14 protein-coding genes are annotated in these 17,700 nt (G+C 69.5%); 8 read left to right on the forward strand and 6 right to left on the reverse strand.

All coding sequences use genetic code 11. From position 1 onward, the window contains the following. The first annotated feature begins 21 nt into the window (after nt 1-21). Nucleotides 22-822 carry a ParA family protein gene (locus MJO58_RS06600; protein WP_090600789.1) on the forward strand — a complete coding sequence of 267 codons (801 nt, stop codon included), beginning with the start codon at nt 22-24 and terminating at the stop codon, nt 820-822. A 110-nt stretch (nt 823-932) separates the two neighbouring features. Here MJO58_RS06600 and MJO58_RS06605 read toward each other — a convergent pair whose 3' ends face one another. Continuing rightward, the gene (locus tag MJO58_RS06605) at nt 933-2,144 is read right to left on the reverse strand and encodes an Rv3212 family protein (RefSeq protein WP_239722355.1); all 1,212 of its coding nucleotides are present in this window, start codon (nt 2,142-2,144) and stop codon (nt 933-935) included. Between the two features lie 23 nt (nt 2,145-2,167). Beyond that, nucleotides 2,168-3,685: a DEAD/DEAH box helicase gene (locus MJO58_RS06610; protein WP_090600791.1), complete on the reverse strand. Its 1,518-nt coding sequence runs from the start codon at nt 3,683-3,685 to the stop codon at nt 2,168-2,170. 244 nt (nt 3,686-3,929) lie between these two features. Here MJO58_RS06610 and MJO58_RS06615 point away from each other — a divergent pair, with 244 nt between their 5' ends. Then, nucleotides 3,930-4,625, forward strand: coding sequence for a ferritin-like fold-containing protein (locus MJO58_RS06615; protein ID WP_090600792.1), 696 nt, complete (start codon nt 3,930-3,932; stop codon nt 4,623-4,625). Nucleotides 4,626-4,628: 3 nt separating this feature from the next. Here MJO58_RS06615 and MJO58_RS06620 read toward each other — a convergent pair whose 3' ends face one another. After that, nucleotides 4,629-5,426, reverse strand: coding sequence for an MmpS family transport accessory protein (locus MJO58_RS06620; RefSeq protein WP_434086358.1), 798 nt, complete (start codon nt 5,424-5,426; stop codon nt 4,629-4,631). Between the two features lie 200 nt (nt 5,427-5,626). On the opposite strand from MJO58_RS06620, the gene MJO58_RS06625 reads away from it, so the two are divergent. Then, entirely contained in the window at nt 5,627-5,899 is a 273-nt protein-coding gene (locus tag MJO58_RS06625; RefSeq protein WP_239722357.1) for a DUF3107 domain-containing protein, read from the forward strand. Here the strand turns inward: MJO58_RS06625 and fasR are convergent. Next, entirely contained in the window at nt 5,886-6,572 is a 687-nt protein-coding gene (gene fasR, locus MJO58_RS06630; RefSeq protein WP_090600795.1) for an HTH-type transcriptional activator FasR, read from the reverse strand. The two genes, MJO58_RS06625 and fasR, sit on opposite strands and share 14 nt — an antisense overlap. 188 nt (nt 6,573-6,760) lie before the next feature. Here fasR and MJO58_RS06635 point away from each other — a divergent pair, with 188 nt between their 5' ends. The 3 genes from MJO58_RS06635 to MJO58_RS06645 all read left to right on the forward strand — a co-directional run bounded on the left by MJO58_RS06635 (nt 6,761) and on the right by MJO58_RS06645 (nt 10,037). Beyond that, a complete protein-coding gene (locus tag MJO58_RS06635) occupies nt 6,761-7,798 on the forward strand; it encodes a DUF3152 domain-containing protein (RefSeq protein ID WP_239722358.1) in 1,038 nt (345 codons plus the stop codon). An 81-nt stretch (nt 7,799-7,879) separates the two neighbouring features. Beyond that, entirely contained in the window at nt 7,880-9,073 is a 1,194-nt protein-coding gene (gene moeZ / locus MJO58_RS06640; RefSeq protein ID WP_239722359.1) for an adenylyltransferase/sulfurtransferase MoeZ, read from the forward strand. 109 nt (nt 9,074-9,182) lie between these two features. Further along, nucleotides 9,183-10,037: a TIGR02569 family protein gene (locus tag MJO58_RS06645; protein WP_090600798.1), complete on the forward strand. Its 855-nt coding sequence runs from the start codon at nt 9,183-9,185 to the stop codon at nt 10,035-10,037. Here MJO58_RS06645 and MJO58_RS06650 read toward each other — a convergent pair. Then, nucleotides 10,034-10,339, reverse strand: coding sequence for an MGMT family protein (locus MJO58_RS06650; RefSeq protein WP_090600799.1), 306 nt, complete (start codon nt 10,337-10,339; stop codon nt 10,034-10,036). The genes MJO58_RS06645 and MJO58_RS06650 overlap by 4 nt on opposite strands. A gap of 2 nt (nt 10,340-10,341) precedes the next feature. Continuing rightward, nucleotides 10,342-11,127, reverse strand: coding sequence for an alpha/beta fold hydrolase (locus tag MJO58_RS06655; protein WP_239722360.1), 786 nt, complete (start codon nt 11,125-11,127; stop codon nt 10,342-10,344). An 80-nt stretch (nt 11,128-11,207) separates the two neighbouring features. Between MJO58_RS06655 and MJO58_RS06660 the strand changes: the two genes are divergently transcribed. Then, nucleotides 11,208-14,321 carry an ATP-dependent helicase gene (locus tag MJO58_RS06660; RefSeq protein WP_239722361.1) on the forward strand — a complete coding sequence of 1,038 codons (3,114 nt, stop codon included), beginning with the start codon at nt 11,208-11,210 and terminating at the stop codon, nt 14,319-14,321. Then, on the forward strand, nt 14,318-17,635 hold the full coding sequence (locus MJO58_RS06665; RefSeq protein WP_239722362.1) for an ATP-dependent helicase: 3,318 nt from the start codon (nt 14,318-14,320) through the stop codon (nt 17,633-17,635). The genes MJO58_RS06660 and MJO58_RS06665 overlap by 4 nt, the downstream gene beginning before the upstream one ends. Nucleotides 17,636-17,700 lie beyond the last annotated feature (65 nt).

Consider the following 17,700-nt stretch of genomic DNA (forward strand, 5'->3'; position numbering starts at 1 on the left):
GTGCGGGGGAGAGCGGCGCTGATGAGTGAGACGAGGGTGTTGGCGGTCGCGAACCAGAAGGGCGGAGTCGCCAAGACGACGACGGTTGCCTCGCTGGGTGCGGCGATGGTGGAAAAGGGGAAGCGGGTACTGCTCGTCGATCTGGATCCGCAGGGTTGTCTGACGTTCTCGCTCGGTCAAGATCCCGACAAGTTGCCGGTGTCAGTGCACGAGGTGCTGCTGGGTGAGATCGAGCCGAGCGCCGCGCTGGTCACCACGATGGAGGGAATGACGCTGCTGCCGGCCAACATTGACTTGGCCGGCGCCGAGGCGATGCTGCTCATGCGGGCCGGCCGCGAGTACGCACTCAAGCGCGCGCTGGCGAAAGTCGCCGACCAGTTCGACGTCGTCGTCATCGACTGCCCGCCGTCGCTGGGGGTGCTGACCCTCAACGGGCTGACGGCCGCCGACGAGGTGATCGTGCCGCTGCAGTGCGAGACGCTGGCGCACCGCGGCGTCGGTCAATTCCTGCGCACCGTCGCCGATGTCCAGCAGATCACCAACCCGAATCTGCGGCTGCTGGGCGCATTGCCGACGTTGTACGACTCGCGCACCACCCACACCCGCGATGTGCTGCTCGATGTCGCGGACCGCTACGACTTGCCGGTGCTCGCACCGCCGATCCCACGCACCGTGCGTTTCGCCGAGGCCAGCGCGTCGGGCTCGTCGGTGCTGGCCGGGCGCAAGAACAAGGGCGCGGTCGCCTACTCCACGCTGGCGCAGGCGTTGCTCAAGCACTGGAAGTCCGGCAAACCGCTGCCGACGTTCTCCGTCGAGGCGTAGGCGCCAGGCGTCGAGTGTGCGTTGATGGCGGCGTCGGTCGCCGTGTCGTCGCCCTGAGCGCACACTGGGCGTCGCCGTTGCCATCGGGCGCTGCCGTCGAGGCCTAAGCGTCAGCCCAGCGCGACCACGGTGTCGCCGCGCTGCTCGAATACCAGGGAGCCCGATACCGCCGGGACCACCGCGCGGGTGCTCGGTGCCCGCTCCACCGGGATGTAGCGCTCGTTGGCGCCGGTCATCGGGTCATAGACGCCGATTCCGCCGGTGACCGGAATCAGCAGCTTGCCGGCCATCATGGTGCCGGGTCCCAACGGCACCGTCTTGTCGCCCGCGGCGATGGTGTAGCGCAGGTTCAGGGTGCTCGCCTCGAACACCAATACGGAGTCACCGGTCCACCAGGTCACCAGGTTGCCCGCCTGCGATACCGCCGAGTCTGTCGGGGCCTTGGCCAGCAGCGCGCTCGCCACCGTGGTGCCCATCTCATCGACCACGTCGACCCTGGGCTGCGGTGTCGGCAGATAGACGGCCGTGTTGCTTTGCCAGACGGTGAGCACGCGTGCGCCCGAGTTCGCCTTGATCCCGGGCTCGGACACGAGATGCTGCTGGGGTTCGTCGTCTTCCTTGCCCGGGCGCAGCAGGGCCAGGCGCAGGTCGCCCTGGTTCCCGCAGCTCTCCAGCACCGAAACCTCCAACGAGCTGGCCGCCCCCGAGTACAGCTTGCATCCGGAGTGCAGTCCCCGCGACGACGGTTTCACCCGGGCGTCGGTCTCGCCGTAGGCCAGCATCCGGACCATGTCGGAGCGCCACAGCTCCAAGCGCGTATCGCCGACCGACAACACCGTCGTGCCGTCCGAGGACACTCGCACCTGCGGGTCGGCGTAGCTGCTGCGAGCGGGCCCCCGGCGGCCGGTGGTTCCGTCGATGGTGCTGACCTGGCCGCAACCGCGGTCGTCACGGTAAACGGCGACCGCGTAGTGGTAGACCCAGGACAGGCCGCACAGGTCGCTGTCGCGGGAGTAGCTCCAGCGCGTCTGGCCGGTGCCGGCGTCGCGGCCGTCTACTTCACGGCCGTCGCCGGTAGCGACCGTCCCGCCCACGATCACCGGTGCCGTGGTGGCGGCGCTGGGCGCGGTCCATAGCTGCTTCAGGCTGGCCGGCACCTGCTTGGCCGGGGTCGGGTTGGGTGCCGGCGTCGCGGCGGGCCGGCTGATCGTGGCCCGGGCATCGCTGGTCCACCAGATCAGCGACGCGGTCGCAGCGACGACGACCGCGATCGCCGCGGCGGCCAGCAGATCGCCTTTGGTCCGGCGTTCGGGTTTGACCATGCCTGGGTGTCGGCCTAGCTGGCTCAGTTGGCGTGCGTGGTGGCTTCCGCCGGCTTGCGGCGACGACGGCGACGACGGCCGTCGCTGCCACTAGTGCCATTGCTACCGGTCCCGGAGGCCGACTCCGACGGCGTCTCCGCGGCGGCTTCGCCGTCGCTGCCGGCCGGGTGGCCGCTCACGGGCTGGCCACCGCGGGTGCGGCGGCGACGGTTCGCCGAACGGGCGCGGGCCGGCTTCTCCGATGTCGTGGAGCGTTCGGTGCGCTCGGTGTCGCGGCGCTTGACCGGCGACTTCTTCGGCGCTCCGATCGTGCCGGTGGCCCCGTCCGGAATGCCCAGCTCGGTGTACAGGTGCGGCGAGTTGGAGTAGGTCTCGGCCGGATCGGGGGAGCCGAGGTTCAGCGCCTTGTTGATGTCCGTCCAGCGCGGCAGTTCGTCCCAGTCCACCAGGGTGACGGCGATTCCGGTCTTACCGGCGCGTCCGGTACGGCCGATCCGGTGCACGTAGGCCTGTTCGTCCTCGGGGATCTGGTAGTTGATGACGTGGGTGATGTCATCGATGTCGATACCGCGTGCCGCCACGTCGGTGGCCACCAGCACGTCGACGTCGCCGGCCCGAAACGCCTTAAGTGCCTTCTCGCGGGCGATCTGCCCGAGATCGCCATGCACGGCGCCGACCTTGAAGCCGCGCTCGGCCAGCTCGTCGGCAACCTTCTGGGCGGTGCGCTTGGTGCGGGTGAAGATCATCGTCGCGCCGCGGCCGTCGGCCTGCAGTATCCGGCTGACCATCTCCACCTTGTCCAGCGCGTGGGCGCGGTAGACAAACTGCTCGGTGGTGTCGTGGGTGGCCGCCGAATGCGGCGCCTCGGCGCGGATGTGGGTGGGCTGGACCATGAAGGTGCGGGCCAGCGTGATGATCGGGTCCGGCATCGTCGCCGAGAACAGCATCGACTGCCGGTCGGCCGGGATCTGGCGCAGGATGCGCTCGATGTCGGGCAAGAAGCCCAAGTCCAGCATCTCGTCGGCCTCGTCGAGCACCAGCACCGACAATCCGCCGAGCTGCAGGTGACCCTGCTGGGAGAGGTCGAGCAGGCGGCCCGGGGTGCCCACCACGACGTCGGCGCCGGTGCGCAGCGCGTCGATCTGCGGTTCGTAGGCCCGTCCGCCGTAGATCGACACCACCGACAACCGGCGGCCTTCGTCGGCGGTCAGATGCTTGGCGGCGGCAGCCAGGTCCTCGGTGACCTGCAGGCACAGCTCCCGGGTGGGCACCACGATCAGGGCGCGCGGCGTGCCGTTGAGCGGCCGCGCGTCGCCGCCGCTGGTGATGCGCTGCAGCAGCGGTACGCCGAAGGCGAGGGTCTTGCCCATACCGGTGCGGGCCTGGCCGATGACGTCGTCACCGGACAGCGCCATCGGCAGGGTGAGTTCTTGGATGGCAAAGGCATGTTCGATGCCCTTTTCGGCGAGCGCCCGGACGATTTCGTCGCGTACGCCGAGTTCGGCAAAAGTCGGTTCAGTCTTGCTTGTCAATGCAGTCATGCGTGGGTGATGTACCTTTCGGTGACTTATTCGATTGGGTCGGTTTTTCTCTCGCGGTCACGCGCGCACGAGTTCCGACTCCGAGTCGCTGAGTCACCGGGCCTGCTGAGATACGGCCAGCTGTGCACGCACATTTCGCCGATAGCGGCGGCGCAAAAGAAATACAGCCACTATCAATCTGCATGATAGCTGGTCGACAGCTCATCCCCATCTTCTTCCAGGTCTGCCGACTACAGTGATGCCCATGACTTCGGCCTCCTCTGCCGACCAAGTAGACGAATCGCCTTCCGTAGGGCTGACCGCGGATCACCCAGGCGTCAACGAGCTGTTCGCAGTGCTCGCCTATGGCGAGGTGGCCGCGTTTTACCGGCTGACTGACGAGGCTCGCATGGCCCCTGACCTGCGAGGACGCATATCTATGGCGAGCATGGCGGCCGCCGAGATGCAGCACTACGAGCTGCTGCACGACGCCCTGGAAAGCCGCGGCGTCGATGTCGTTTCGGCCATGTCGAAGTACGTGTCGGCGCTGGAGAACTACCACCGGCTGACGATGCCCAGCACCTGGCTGGAAGCGCTGGTCAAGACCTACGTCGGCGACGCGCTGGCCGCCGACCTCTACCTCGAGATCGCCGACAAACTGCCCGACGAGGTCGCCGACGTGGTGCGCGCGGCCCTGTCCGAAACCGGGCACTCGCAGTTCGTCGTCGCCGAGGTGCGGGCCGCGGTGACGACGAGCGGCAAGCAGCGCAGCCGGCTGGCGCTGTGGGCCCGCCGGCTGTACGGCGAAGCGTTCACCCAGGCCCAGTACCTGTTGGCCGATCACGACGAGCTGGTCGACCTGGTGGTGTCGGGCCCCGGCGGCCTGGGTCAGCTCAACGCGTTCTTCGAGCGTTTGCAGCAAACACACGAGCGGCGGATGCGCGAGCTCGGTCTGAGCTGAGCCCTACTTGGTGCAGGTCGCCAGGTTCGAGTTGTTGGCCGACGCGACCTCGACCTGACCCGCGGCGTTGACGATCGCGCAGTTCAGCTTGCCCACGATGCTGGTCGCGACGACCGATTGGGTCGTCACCCCCGGATTGAGCACGACAACCTTGGTCCAGGGCAGCGAAACGTTGAACTCGGTCTGAGGGTAGCCACGGGCGTCGGTGTAGACGACGTTCACCAGGTCCAGCAGTGTCTTCGTCCCGGTCACGCTGTAGTAGACGGTGCTGGGATTCACGGTGGCCCTTGGTGCTACGACCGCGGGCGGCGGCACGGCCAGCGGCGGAGTCGTCAGCGCCGCGCTCGGCGGGGCCAGCGTCGTCACGGTCTCCGGCGGTAGCTGCGGCGCTAGCGACGTACTCGGCACCGGGCGCTGCGTCGCGCTCGGCGGGCTGGTGGTGCGCGGTGCGGACGTCGTGGGAGCCGGGGGCGCGATGGTCGCCTTAGTCGACGCACTGTCGCCGCTGTTGATGATCACCGCGGTCGCGATCGCGCCGATCGCGACCACCGCGCCGAGCACCGCGACCGCGGGGCGCCAGGAGCCGATCGGCCAGAGGAGCTCCTTGAGCTCGTCGTACTCGTATTCGTCGGTCGGGTGCTCGTCGTCGACGTACTCGTCATCGTCGTAGCCGTCATCGTCGTAGCCGTCATCGCCGTAGCCGTCAAAGTCGGCTCCGTCGTCGTCGTCATCGGGGTAGTCGTGGGCGAAGCCACGAGCTAGGCCGGTGCGATCATCAAGTGTGTGTCTGATGATGCCGATGTTACTGACGTGAAAAGACGAAAGCGGGCGCCGCGAGCCACCTTGATCAGGCTGGGAGCCAATCGTTATCTGCCGTTCGACGGCGTTTCGCTTTACCGGCGAACTCCCGGCCGTCACCCTCTGCTCGGAGCGCACCGGCCGCGTCCACTAACCTGCTGCTTGAACACGCCTGCGACGGAATAGCAACGGAAGGGGCCATCGTGGAGGTCAAGGTCGGTATCACGGACAGTCCGCGCGAGCTGGTCTTCTCCAGTGCGCAGACGCCTGCGGAGGTCGAGGAGGCCGTGGGTGCCGCGTTGCGCGAAGGCTCGGGTCTGCTGGGCCTCACCGACGAGAAAGGCCGCCGCTATCTGATCCACTCCGCCAAGATCGCCTACGTCGAGATCGGTGCCGCCGACGGCCGTCGGGTCGGCTTCGGAATCGGGTCGGACGCCGGCGCGCACTCCGGCGGGAAACGCGCTAAGAGCGAGTAAGCGGCACGTGTGACAACCCGCCCCAGGCGAACGCCACGGTGCCGTCGACGGCGTCGGACTTCGAGATCGGACGGTCGGAGTCCAGCCAGTACCTGGCGCAGTCGACGCTGATGCCGACCAGGCCGACGGCGATCATCCGGGCGCGGTGCGGGTCGAGGCCGGAATCCGCGCTGATCAGCGCGAATACCGCGTCGATACATGATTCGGTGGCCGCTCGCACCTGCGCGGCGACATCGGGCTCGGTGACGTAGTCGTTCTCGAAGATCAGCCGATATCCCTGGCTGTCGTGCTCGATGAAGTCGAAGAAGGCCTGAACGGCCGCGTGCAGCCGGCGCCGGTTATCGGTGGTGGTGCTCAATGCGTTCTGCACACCGGAGACCAGATTGTCGACGTGGCGATTGAGCACCGCCAGATACAGCTCCAGCTTGCTGGAAAAGTGTTGGTACAGAACGGGTTTACTGACTCCCGCCCGATCGGCGATCTCGTCCATGCCGGCCGCATGGTAGCCGTGGTCGACGAAGACATCGCTGGCCACGATCAGCAGTTGGCCGCGACGCTCGTCGCGCGGCAACCTGTTCCCCCGCCGGTTCGAGGCCGCTATGCCGTCACTCGGCCGACCTCGGTCACCCGTTCTGACGGCACGCCGTGCCGCCGACTTGGCGAGATCGCTCACTTGGTCCTCATTTGGATTGTGGCGACCGACCGTCGGATATCGACAGGCCGGCCGCGCGCCGCTCGTCGCACAGACATTACTACCCATGGTGGACCTGCGACCGGCATCGGCGCCGTCCGCGCAGGGCGAACCGGTGTCCTAGGGCGCGCCAGGGACACCCGGCGTCGCGGCTGTGCCATCCTGGGGCAATGACGTCCGAGCCGCCCGTGCACGGCAGCGGTCGAGTGCCGATGCTGCGTGACGAGTGGCGAGAGCCGCTTCGCGCGCTGCGGGATCCCGTCGCGGTTGGCACCGGACGCGCCCGCGCCGATCGCGAGCGTCCCCGGCAGTGGCGGAAACAATCGTGGCTGGGCCGGTTCGTCTCCACCTACGGCTGGCGCGCGTATGCGCTGCCCGTGCTGGTGGCGTTGACCGCGGTGGTTGTCTACCAGACGGTGACCGGCGTCGGTGCGCCGCAACCGACGGCGACCAAGCCGACAATCCAAGGGCCGCCGGCCATCGGGGCGGTGGGCACGGCCATCCTCGACGCCCCGCCGCGCGGCCTGGCCACCTTCGACGCCAATCTGCCGGCCGGGACGCTGCCGGACGGCGGTCCGTTCACCGAAGCCGGCGACAAGACCTGGCATGTCGTGCCCGGCACCACACCGCAGATCGGTCAGGGCACCGCCAAGGTCTTCCGGTACACCGTCGAGGTCGAAAACGGCCTGGACCCCGCGATGTTCGGCGGTGACGACGCGTTCGCCACGATGGTCGATCAGACGCTGGCCAACCCCAAGGGCTGGACGCACAATCCGCAGTTCGCGTTCGTCAGGATCGACGGAGCCGCTGGGGCCAAACCCGACTTCCGGATTTCGCTGGTGTCGCCGGTGACGGTGCGCGAGGGGTGCGGCTACGAGTTCCGGCTGGAGACCTCCTGCTACAACCCGGCGTACGGCCCGGAGCGCCAAGCCCGGGTGTTCGTCAACGAGGCGCGCTGGGTGCGCGGCGCCGTGCCGTTCGAGGGCGACGTGGGCTCGTACCGGCAGTACGTCATCGACCACGAGGTCGGCCACGCCATCGGCTACGTGCGCCACGAGGCGTGCGACAAGCAGGGCGGATTGGCGCCGGTGATGATGCAGCAGACGTTCTCCACCTCCAACGACGACGCCGCCAAGTTCGACCCGGAGTACGTCAAGGCCGACGGCAAGACCTGCCGCTTCAACCCCTGGCCGTATCCGATCGCCTAACACGCCGTCGGGGAAGCATCGCCGGCGATCGAAGCGTTGACTGGAGAAGTTGAGTCGCGAAGCTGACCGAGGAGATGTTCGGTGTCCACATCGTTGCCGCCGCTAGTCGATCCCGCCGGCGAGCTGAGTCGCGACGAAGTGGCGCGCTATAGCCGCCATCTGATCATTCCGGACCTGGGCGTCGAAGGGCAGAAACGGCTGAAGAACGCGCGGGTGCTGGTGATCGGCGCCGGTGGGCTCGGCGCGCCGGCGCTGCTGTACCTGGCGGCGGCCGGCGTCGGGACGATCGGCATCGTCGACTTCGACGTCGTCGACGAGTCGAATCTGCAGCGTCAGATCATCCACGGCACGGCCGACGTCGGACGTGCCAAGGCGCAATCGGCGCGCGACTCGATCCACGCGATCAATCCGCTGGTGCAGGTGCGGCTGCACGAGTTTCGGCTGGAGGCCAGCAACGCCGTCGACCTGTTCGGGCAGTACGACCTGATCGTCGACGGCACCGACAACTTCGCCACCCGCTATCTGGTCAACGACGCCGCAGTGCTGGCCGGCAAGCCCTACATCTGGGGATCGATCTACCGCTTCGAAGGTCAGGTCTCGGTGTTCTGGGAGGACGCCCCCGCCGATGAGGCCGGCAATGAGCGCGGCCTGAACTACCGCGACCTCTACCCGGAGCCGCCGCCGCCCGGCATGGTCCCGTCGTGCGCCGAAGGAGGCGTGCTCGGCATCATCTGCGCTTCCATCGCGTCGGTGATGGGCACCGAGGCGATCAAGCTGATCACCGGCATCGGCGAACCGCTGCTGGGCCGGCTGATGATCTACGACGCGCTGGAGATGAGCTACCGCACGATCAAGATCCGCAAGGACCCGGCCACGCCGCGGATCACCGAACTGATCGACTACGACGCGTTTTGCGGTGCGGTTTCCGACGATGCCGCCGAGGCGGCCGCCGGCTCGGCGATCACCCCGGCCGAGCTGCGCGCACTGCTGGACTCGGGCAAGAAGCTGGCCCTGATCGACGTCCGCGAGCCGGTCGAGTGGGACATCAACCACATCGACGGCGCCCAGCTGATTCCGAAGTCGTTGATCAGCTCCGGCGAGGGTCTGACCAGGCTGCCGCACGACCGCAAGGCGGTGCTGTATTGCAAGACGGGCGTGCGCTCGGCCGAGGCATTGGCCGCGGTGAAGAAGGCCGGTTTCGCCGATGCCGTCCACCTGCAGGGTGGAATCGTGGCGTGGGCTCAGCAGATGCAGCCCGACATGGTGATGTACTGACGCTCGCCAGCGCGCCGCGCGGACCTGCATCGTCGCCCGGCTGAGCCGATTGCCGGCCTCCTCAGCGCGTCGTAACGACGCGTATCGTCGCCCGGCTAGGCTAACCCCCGTGAGCGTCGAACCACCGCCGGAGCATGTGCTTTCGGCGTTTGGTTTGGCCGGTGTCAAGCCCATCGCGCTGGGCGCCAGCTGGGAAGGCGGCTGGCGATGCGGCGAGGTCGTCCTCTCGGTCGTGGCGGACCACGCGCGCGCGGCCTGGTCTGCGCGAGTGCGGGAAACGCTGTTCGTCGACGGGGTGCGGCTGGCCCGCCCGGTCCGCTCGACCGACGGGCGCTACGTGGTCTCCGGATGGCGGGCGGACACCTTCGTCGCCGGTACGCCGGAGCCCCGCCACGACGAAGTCGTCTCGGCGGCGGTGCGGCTGCACGAGGCCACCGGCAAACTCGAACGCCCCCGATTCCTGACCCAGGGACCGACCACACCGTGGTCGGACGTCGACGTGTTCATCGCCGCCGACCGGTCCGCCTGGGAAGAGCGGCCACTGCAGTCGATTCCACCCGGCGCGCGCACCGCTCCGCCCAGCGCCGACGCCGAGCGGTCGGTCGAGCTGATCGGCCAGCTGGCCACGCTGCGCAAGCCGACCAAGAGCCCCAACCAGCTGGTGCACGGGGACCTGTACGGGACGGTGCTCTTCGTCGGCACCGCCGCGCCGGGGATCACCGATATCACGCCGTACTGGCGGCCCGCGTCGTGGGCCGCCGGTGTGGTCGTGGTCGACGCGCTGTCCTGGGGTGAGGCCGACGACGGGCTGATCGAACGCTGGAACGCCCTGCCGGAGTGGCCGCAGATGTTGTTGCGCGCGTTGATGTTTCGTCTGGCAGTGCATGCGCTGCATCCCCGGTCTACCGCCGAGGCCTTCCCGGGTCTGGCCCGCACGGCGGCCCTGATCCGCCTGGTGCTCTAGTCCGGCGGAAACACGTAGCGCACTTCGCTGAGCGCGACCCTGCCGTCGACGGAGAGCACTCCTTCGGCGCGCAACAGTTCCAGTTGCCGCGTCGTCAGATGCCGGGCCGGTCGCCCGGATGCTGTGATCACCCGGTGCCAGGGCAGGTCGGAGGAGTCGGTGCGCATGATCCAGCCGACGATCCGCGGGCTGGAAAGCCCAGCGACAGCGGCGATGTCGCCGTAGGTCGAGACGCGGCCAGGCGGGATCGCGGCGACCAGCGTGCGCACCCGCTCGACTTGCTCCTCGGTCACCGGGGCCACGGTCAGCCGGCCCGCAGCTGCTTGCGGATCAGCGCGGCGACCTCGGTCGGTTTGGCGCCGGGCACCATGTGGTTGCACTCGAAGGTCAGCAATTCGAAGTCGGAGCCCAACCGTTGCTGCAGACCCGTGACGAGCTGCTCGGTGACGTAGGGCGGCGACGTCCACGCCGCGCGCACCAACGTGGTCGGCATTCCCAACGGCGGAAGCACGGTGGGACGGGCCAATTCACTCCAGTAGGACATCATCGCCGGCACGCTCACCCGCCAGCCGTAGCGTCCGCTGGGCAGCTGGACCAGGTGCTCGTCCAGTTCGGCGTCGAGCACGCCCGGATCGACGTCCGCCCAAGAGCCGGTTGCCTTTTCCATGCGCGCTTCGGCCGGGTCCGGGTAGTCGGGCGAGGAGAACATCGCCTCGGCGATCTGGCGCATCCAGTCGCCGTCCAAGCCCACCGCGGGGTCGAGCAGGAGTAGGCCCGCCACCAAGTCCGGCCGGGTCGCGGCCAGGTTCATTGCCAGCCCGCCGCCGAATGAGTGCCCGACGACCAGCACCGGGGCCTGCGCCGCCTGGTCGAGCAGCGCGGCGAGCGCAGCGACGTTGGCGTCAATGGTCCACGGCGCAGCCCACGACGACCTGCCGTGGCCGATCAGATCGGGAGCGGCAATGGTGATTTCGGGCAGCTGATCGCCCAGCTGCTGCCACCGCTGGCCGTGCCCGGTCAGTCCGTGTAGGGCGAGCATCTGCACCGGGCCGGCCGGACCGAAGCGGTGCACGTGAAGGTCGGTGGTCACGCGTTGATGATGCCAGGCGCGGGAGACACGGCCGGTCGTAGCCGGACCGACTTGTCAGACCCTCGTGATGTCATGCTGGCATGTCGTTGACCTGGGGTGCCGAGGCGAGCGCCGTGCTGGCTCCGGGCGCTCGCGGCGCGATTCGAATTCTGGGCGGCCCGGGCACCGGGAAGAGCAGCCTGCTGGTCGAGGCTGCCGTCGCTGCGGTCGGCGCCGGTGTCGATCCGGAATCGATTCTGCTGCTTACCGGTTCGGGACGGATTGGGATGCGTCAGCGCAGTGCGTTGACGATGTCGTTGCTGCGTGCCACCGGCCCGGGTCGGTCCGCGATCCGTGAGCCGGTCGTGCGCAGCGTGCACAGTTACGCCTACGCCGTCTTGCGGCGGGCGGCCGAGCGCGCCGGGGACGCCCCGCCGCGGCTGGTCACCAGCGCCGAACAGGACGCCATCATCCGCGAGCTGCTGGCCGGCGACCTCGAGGACGAGGGCACCTCCGGATGGCCGGCGCATCTGTGGCCCGCGCTGAGCACCGCGGGATTCGCCACCGAACTGCGAAACCTGTTGGCGCGCTGCGCGGAACGCGGCGTGGACCCACACGAACTACAGCGCATCGGCCGGCTGTGCCGACGGCCGGACTGGACCGCGGCGGGCCGGTTCGCGCAACAGTATGAGCAGGTGATGTTGCTGCGCGCGGCGGTCGGCACCGCGGCGCCGCAAGCGACGACACCGGCGCTGGGTGCCGCCGAACTCGTGGGCGCCGCCCTGGAGGCGTTCGCGGTCGACGCCGAGCTGCTGGCCGCCGAGCGCACCCGCATCCGGGTTCTGTTGGTCGACGACGCCCAGCAACTCGACCCGCAGGCCGCGCGGCTGGTCCGGGTGCTGGCGGCGGGAAGTGAACTGGCGCTGGTCGCCGGAGACCCGAATCAGGCGGTGTTCGGCTTCCGGGGCGGCGAGCCGGCCGGGCTACTCGACGGCGAAACCCCCGCGCTGACGCTGACGCAGTCGCATCGGTGCGCGCCGGCGGTCGCCCGCGCCGTCAGCGGCATCGCGCGCCGGTTGCCCGGCAGCAGTGACGGACGGCACATCGAGGGCACCGGCGCGGAGGCGGGATCGGTCCAGGTCCGGCTCGCGGCGTCGCCGCACGCGGAGGCCGCGCTGATCGCCGACGCGCTGCGGCGTGCGCACCTGGTCGACAATGTGCCGTGGTCGCAGATGGCGGTGATCGTGCGGTCGGTGCCACGAGCCGGAGCCCGGTTACCGCGCGCGCTGGCGGCCGCCGGGGTGCCGGTCGCCGCACCCGCCATGAGCGGCTCGCTGGGCGAAGAGCCTGCGGCGCGGGCGATGCTCACGGTGCTGGCCGCGACCGCCGAGGGGCTGGACGGCGATCAGGCGCTGGCGCTGCTGACCGGGCCCATCGGTCGTGTCGACCCGGTTTCGTTGCGGCAGCTGCGCCGAACCTTGTTGCGCGGCAAATCCGCCGCTGCGGCAGGCGGTTTCGGTGATCTGCTGGTGGCCGCGCTGGGCGCCGGCGCACCGCCGACATCTCGCCCGCTGCAACGGGTGCGGGCGGTCCTGGACGCCGCCGAGCGCTGCCACCGCGACGGCCAAGACCCGCGTTACACGCTGTGGGCGGCATGGCAGCGGTCCGGTCTGCAGCGGCGCTGGCTGGCGGCCAGCGAGCGCGGCGGCACCGCCGGCGCCCAGGCCACCCGGGACTTGGACGCGGTGACCGCATTGTTCGACGTCACCGACCAGTACGTGTCACGCACTCCCGGGGCGTCGTTGCGCGGTCTGCTCGAGCACGTCGCGGCGCTGCACCTGCCAAGCGTCACGACCGAGCCGGCCTCGACGGCCGAGCAGGTCCGGGTGCTCAGCGCCCACGCCGCGCTGGGACACGAATGGGACGTAATGGTCGTCGCCGGCCTGCAGGATGGGTTGTGGCCCAACACCGTTCCGCGCGGCGGCGTGCTGGCCACCCAGCGACTGCTCGACGTCGTAGACGGCGTCGGCGCCGAGGTTTCGGTGCGCGCGCCGCTGCTGGCCGAGGAGCGCCGGTTGCTGGTGGCCGCGCTGGGTCGAGCCCGGCGCCGGCTGCTGGTGACCGCCGTCGACAGCGACACCGGCGGGGTGGACGGGGGAGCCGCGCTACCCTCGCCGTTCTTCTTCGAGGTCGCACAGTGGGCCGATGAGGACACCGATTGTGCTGTAGCGCAGCCTGTTTCGGCACCGCGCGTATTGTCGACCACCGCGCTGGTCGGCCGGTTGCGCGGTGTCGTCTGCGCGCCGGACGGCGGCGTCGACGATGAAGCTCGCCATTGTGCGGCAACGCAATTGGCCCGGCTGGCCGCCGCCGGTGTGCCGGGCGCCGACCCGTCCGGCTGGCACGGTCTGACCGTGGTCAGCACCAGCGATCCGCTGTGCGATGGCGGCGATGCCGTCACGCTGACGCCGTCGACGCTGCAGACCCTCACTGACTGTCCGCTGCGCTGGCTGGTCGAGCGGCACGGCGGGACTAACCCGCGCGAGCTGCGGTCCACGATCGGCTCGGTGCTGCACGCGCTGATCGCCGAATCGGGCAAGACCGAAACGCAACTGCTGGCCGAGCTGGAACGCGCCTGGGAGCACTTGCCCTTCGAGGCGCGGTGGCATTCGGCCAACGAGCTGACCCGGCATCGCGCCATGATCGAGGCGTTCGTCGAGTGGCGAACGCGAACTCGCGGCGAGCTGACGGAGGTCGGCGTCGAGGTCGACGTCGACGGAGTGCTGGGCACGCCGCGGGCCGACGGTGGCGAAACCCGGCTGCGCGGCCGGGTCGATCGCCTGGAACGCGACGCGGCCGGCCGGCTGGTGATCGTCGACATCAAAACCGGTAAAACCCCGGTCAGCAAGGACGATGCTCAGCAGCACGCTCAGCTGGCCATGTATCAGCTAGCGGTGGCCGAAGGCATGATCCCCGACGGCGACGAGCCCGGCGGCGCGCGGCTCGTCTACGTCGGCAAGAGCGGGGCTGCCGGCGCCACCGTCCGGGAGCAGGATCCACTGACACCGGCCGGCCGCGACGAATGGCGCGACCTCGTCATCCGCGCGGCCGACGCGACCGCCGGGCCGCAGTTCGTCGCCCGGCGCAACGAGGGCTGCTCGCATTGCCCGATCCGGCCGTCGTGCCCCGCCCACGTCGACGGAGCATCATCATGAACCCGCGCTACAGCCCGGAGGAATTAGCTTGTGCACTAGGGCTTTTCCCGCCGACCGCCGAGCAGGCCGCGGTCATCGCCGCGCCGCCCGGGCCGCTGGTCGTGATCGCCGGAGCGGGCGCGGGTAAAACCGAGACGATGGCCGCGCGGGTGGTGTGGCTGATCGCCAACGGGTACGCCGACCCCGGTCAGGTGCTGGGATTGACGTTCACCCGCAAGGCCGCCGGGCAGCTGCTGCGCCGGGTCCGTTCCCGGTTGGCCCGGTTGGCCGGTCTGGGCTCTCCCGCGAGCGGGAGTTACGCCCATGGCGAGACCGGCCCGGGTGCACTGGAATCGGCGGGCACCCCGACGGTCAGCACCTATCACGCGTTCGCGGGCTCGCTGCTGCGCGACTACGGGCTGCTGCTGCCGATCGAGCCCGACACCCGGTTGCTCAGCGAGACCGAACTGTGGCAGCTGGCCTTTGACGTGGTCAACGGCTATGGCGGGCAGCTGCATACCGACAGGGCACCGGCCGCGGTCACCTCGATGGTGCTGCGCCTGTGGGGCCAGCTCACCGAGCACCTGGTCGACACCGACCAACTCCGCGACACCCACCTCGAACTGGAGCGGCTGGTGCACGCCCTGCCCGCCGGCCCCTACCAGCGCGACCGCGGACCGAGCCAATGGCTACTGCGGCTGCTGGCCGCTCAGACCGAACGCACCGAGCTGGTGCCGCTGCTCGACGCGTTGCAGGAGCGGATGCGTGCCGCGAAGGTCATGGACTTCGGTGTGCAAATGGCCTCGGCGGCAAGGCTTGCCGCGAACTTCCCGCAAGTCGGGGAGGACGTGCGCAACCGCTACCGGGTGGTGCTGCTCGACGAGTACCAGGACACCGGCCACGCCCAACGCGTCGCGTTGTCGGCCCTGTTCGGCGGCGGCTCCAACGTTCAAGACGACGGGCTGGCACTCACGGCGGTCGGCGATCCGATTCAGTCGATCTACGGCTGGCGCGGCGCTTCGGCAACCAACCTGCCCCGCTTCACCACCGACTTCCCGCAATCCGACGGCACTCCCGCGCCAGTGCTGGAGCTGCGGACCAGCTGGCGCAACCCGCCCAGCACCCTGCACATCGCCAATGCCATTTCGGCGGAAGCACGGCGCCGGTCCGTGGCCGTGCACGCCTTGCGATCCCGCCCCGACGCCCCGCCCGGCACCGTCCGGGCTGCGCTACTTCCCGATGCGCAGGCCGAACGAGAGTGGATCGCCGACCACCTGCACGAGCACTACCAGCGGGCGCGTGCCGACGGCGTCAATCCGCCGACCGCCGCGGTGCTGGTGCGCCGCAACGCAGATGCCGCACCGATCGCCGATACCCTTCGCGCGCGCGGGATCCCGGTTGAGGTCGTCGGGCTGGCCGGCCTGCTGTCCATCCCGGAGGTGGCCGAACTGGTGGCCATGCTGCGCCTGGTCGCCGACCCCACGGCCGGTGCGGCGGCAATGCGGGTACTGACCGGGCCGCGCTGGCGCCTGGGCGGCCGGGATGTCGCCGCACTCTGGCAGCGTGCCGCGTCGCTCGGCGCGGGGCGCCCCACCGACGCGTCCTCGGCCGAGTCGATCGCGATGGCCGCGGACCCCTCCAACATCGAGGCCGACACCGCGTGCCTGGCCGACGCAATCGGTGATCCCGGCCCGGCCACCGCGTATTCGGCCGCGGGATATCAACGCATCACCGCGCTGGCCGCCGAACTCAGCGCCCTGCGTGGCCACTTGGGGCTTTCGCTACCCGACCTGGTCGCCGAGGTGCGGCGCGCGCTGGGTATCGACTGCGAGGTCCGCGCCGCCGCGGGTCATGGCGGCTGGGCCGGCGCCGAACACCTCGACGCCTTCGCCGACGTGGTCGCCGCCTACGCGGAACGAACCAGCGCGACAGACGTTTCGGCCGCGGCGTCGGTGCTGGGATTGCTGGCCTACCTAGACGCCGCCGAGGTCGTCGAAAACGGTTTGGCACCTGCACCGTTGGCGGTCGCGAAAGATCGGGTCCAGGTGCTCACCGTGCACTCCGCGAAGGGCTTGGAGTGGCAAGTGGTCGCGGTGGCCCACCTGTCCGGCGGAACGTTCCCGTCGACCGCGTCGCGCAGCAGCTGGTTGACCGATGCGGCGGAGTTGCCACCGTTGTTGCGCGGCGATCGCGCTGCAGCGGGCTCACTGGGCATCCCGGTGTTGGACCTCGCGGATGTCACCAATCGAAAGCAGCTGTCGGACAAGATTGCCGAGCATCGGCGGCAGCTCGAGCAGCGGCGCGTCGACGAAGAGCGCCGACTGCTGTACGTCGGGATCACCCGGGCCGAGGACACCCTGCTGGTCTCCGGTCATCACTGGGGACCCACCGGGGTCAAACCGCGCGGGCCGTCGGACTTCCTGTGTGAACTCAAGGACATCATCGACCGGTCGGCCGCGGCTGGCGAGCCCTGCGGCGTGGTGGAGCAGTGGGCACCGACGCCCGCCGACGGTGATCGAAACCCGCTGCGCGACAATGTTATCGAAGCAATATGGCCTGCCGATCCGCTGGCCTCTCGGCGTGCCGACGTTGAACGTGGGGCGGCGCTGGTGGCCGCCGCGATGGCGGCACCGGCGAAAGACTGCGTGGACATCGACGGCTGGGCTGCCGACGTCGATGCGTTACTGGCCGAGCGTGCTCGCTGCGAACGACGAGTGGAACGCGGCCTGCCCGGCCAGCTGTCGGTCAGTGGCCTGGTGGACCTGGCGCGCGATCCCGAGGGCGCGGTGCAGCGGTTGGTGCATCGCCTGCCGACTCGTCCGGATCCACATGCATTGCTGGGCAATGCCTTTCACTCCTGGGTGCAACAGTTCTACGGAACCGAGTGGCTTTTCGACCTCGGCGACCTGCCAGGGGCGGCGGATTCCGATGTCGGTCACACCGCAGAATTGGCCGCGCTGCAGGACGCATTCACCCGATCGCACTGGGCGGCCCGCACGCCCATCGCCGTCGAGGTCCCGTTCGAGATGCCGATCGGCGACACCGTCGTGCGCGGGCGCATCGACGCCGTCTTCGCCGAACCCGACGGTGGCGCCACGGTCGTGGACTGGAAGACCGGCGAACCGCCGCGCGGCGCCGAGGCGAAGCGACAGGCCGCCATCCAGCTCGCCGTCTATCGCTTGGCGTGGGCGGCGTTGGGCGGATGCCCGGAGTCCTCGGTGCGGACCGCGTTTCATTACGTACGCACCGGCGCCACCGTGGTCCCCGACGAATTGCCCGACCTCACCGAGCTGGCGCGGCTGGCCCCCCACGGCGAGCGTGACGTCGCGGTCTGAGGCGTCAAGTGTCTGTCGACCGGCGACCGTGGTTACATTTGAGTCGTGCGTGTGGCGTGCGGTGT

Origin of the sequence: Mycobacterium lentiflavum (genome assembly GCF_022374895.2) — a bacterium.
In the GTDB taxonomy this organism is placed as follows: domain Bacteria; phylum Actinomycetota; class Actinomycetes; order Mycobacteriales; family Mycobacteriaceae; genus Mycobacterium; species Mycobacterium lentiflavum.

Excerpts from the sequence above, each read along its gene's own strand:
- MJO58_RS06660 (WP_239722361.1), top strand. The coding sequence starts at position 11,208 with ATGTCGTTGACCTGGGGTGCCGAGGCGAGCGCCGTGCTGGCTCCGGGC.
- MJO58_RS06635 (WP_239722358.1), top strand. The coding sequence starts at position 6,761 with ATGACGTCCGAGCCGCCCGTGCACGGCAGCGGTCGAGTGCCGATGCTG.
- MJO58_RS06600 (WP_090600789.1), top strand. The coding sequence starts at position 22 with ATGAGTGAGACGAGGGTGTTGGCGGTCGCGAACCAGAAGGGCGGAGTC.
- MJO58_RS06605 (WP_239722355.1), bottom strand. The coding sequence starts at position 2,144 with ATGGTCAAACCCGAACGCCGGACCAAAGGCGATCTGCTGGCCGCCGCG.
- MJO58_RS06610 (WP_090600791.1), bottom strand. The coding sequence starts at position 3,685 with ATGACTGCATTGACAAGCAAGACTGAACCGACTTTTGCCGAACTCGGC.
- MJO58_RS06615 (WP_090600792.1), top strand. The coding sequence starts at position 3,930 with ATGACTTCGGCCTCCTCTGCCGACCAAGTAGACGAATCGCCTTCCGTA.
- MJO58_RS06665 (WP_239722362.1), top strand. The coding sequence starts at position 14,318 with ATGAACCCGCGCTACAGCCCGGAGGAATTAGCTTGTGCACTAGGGCTT.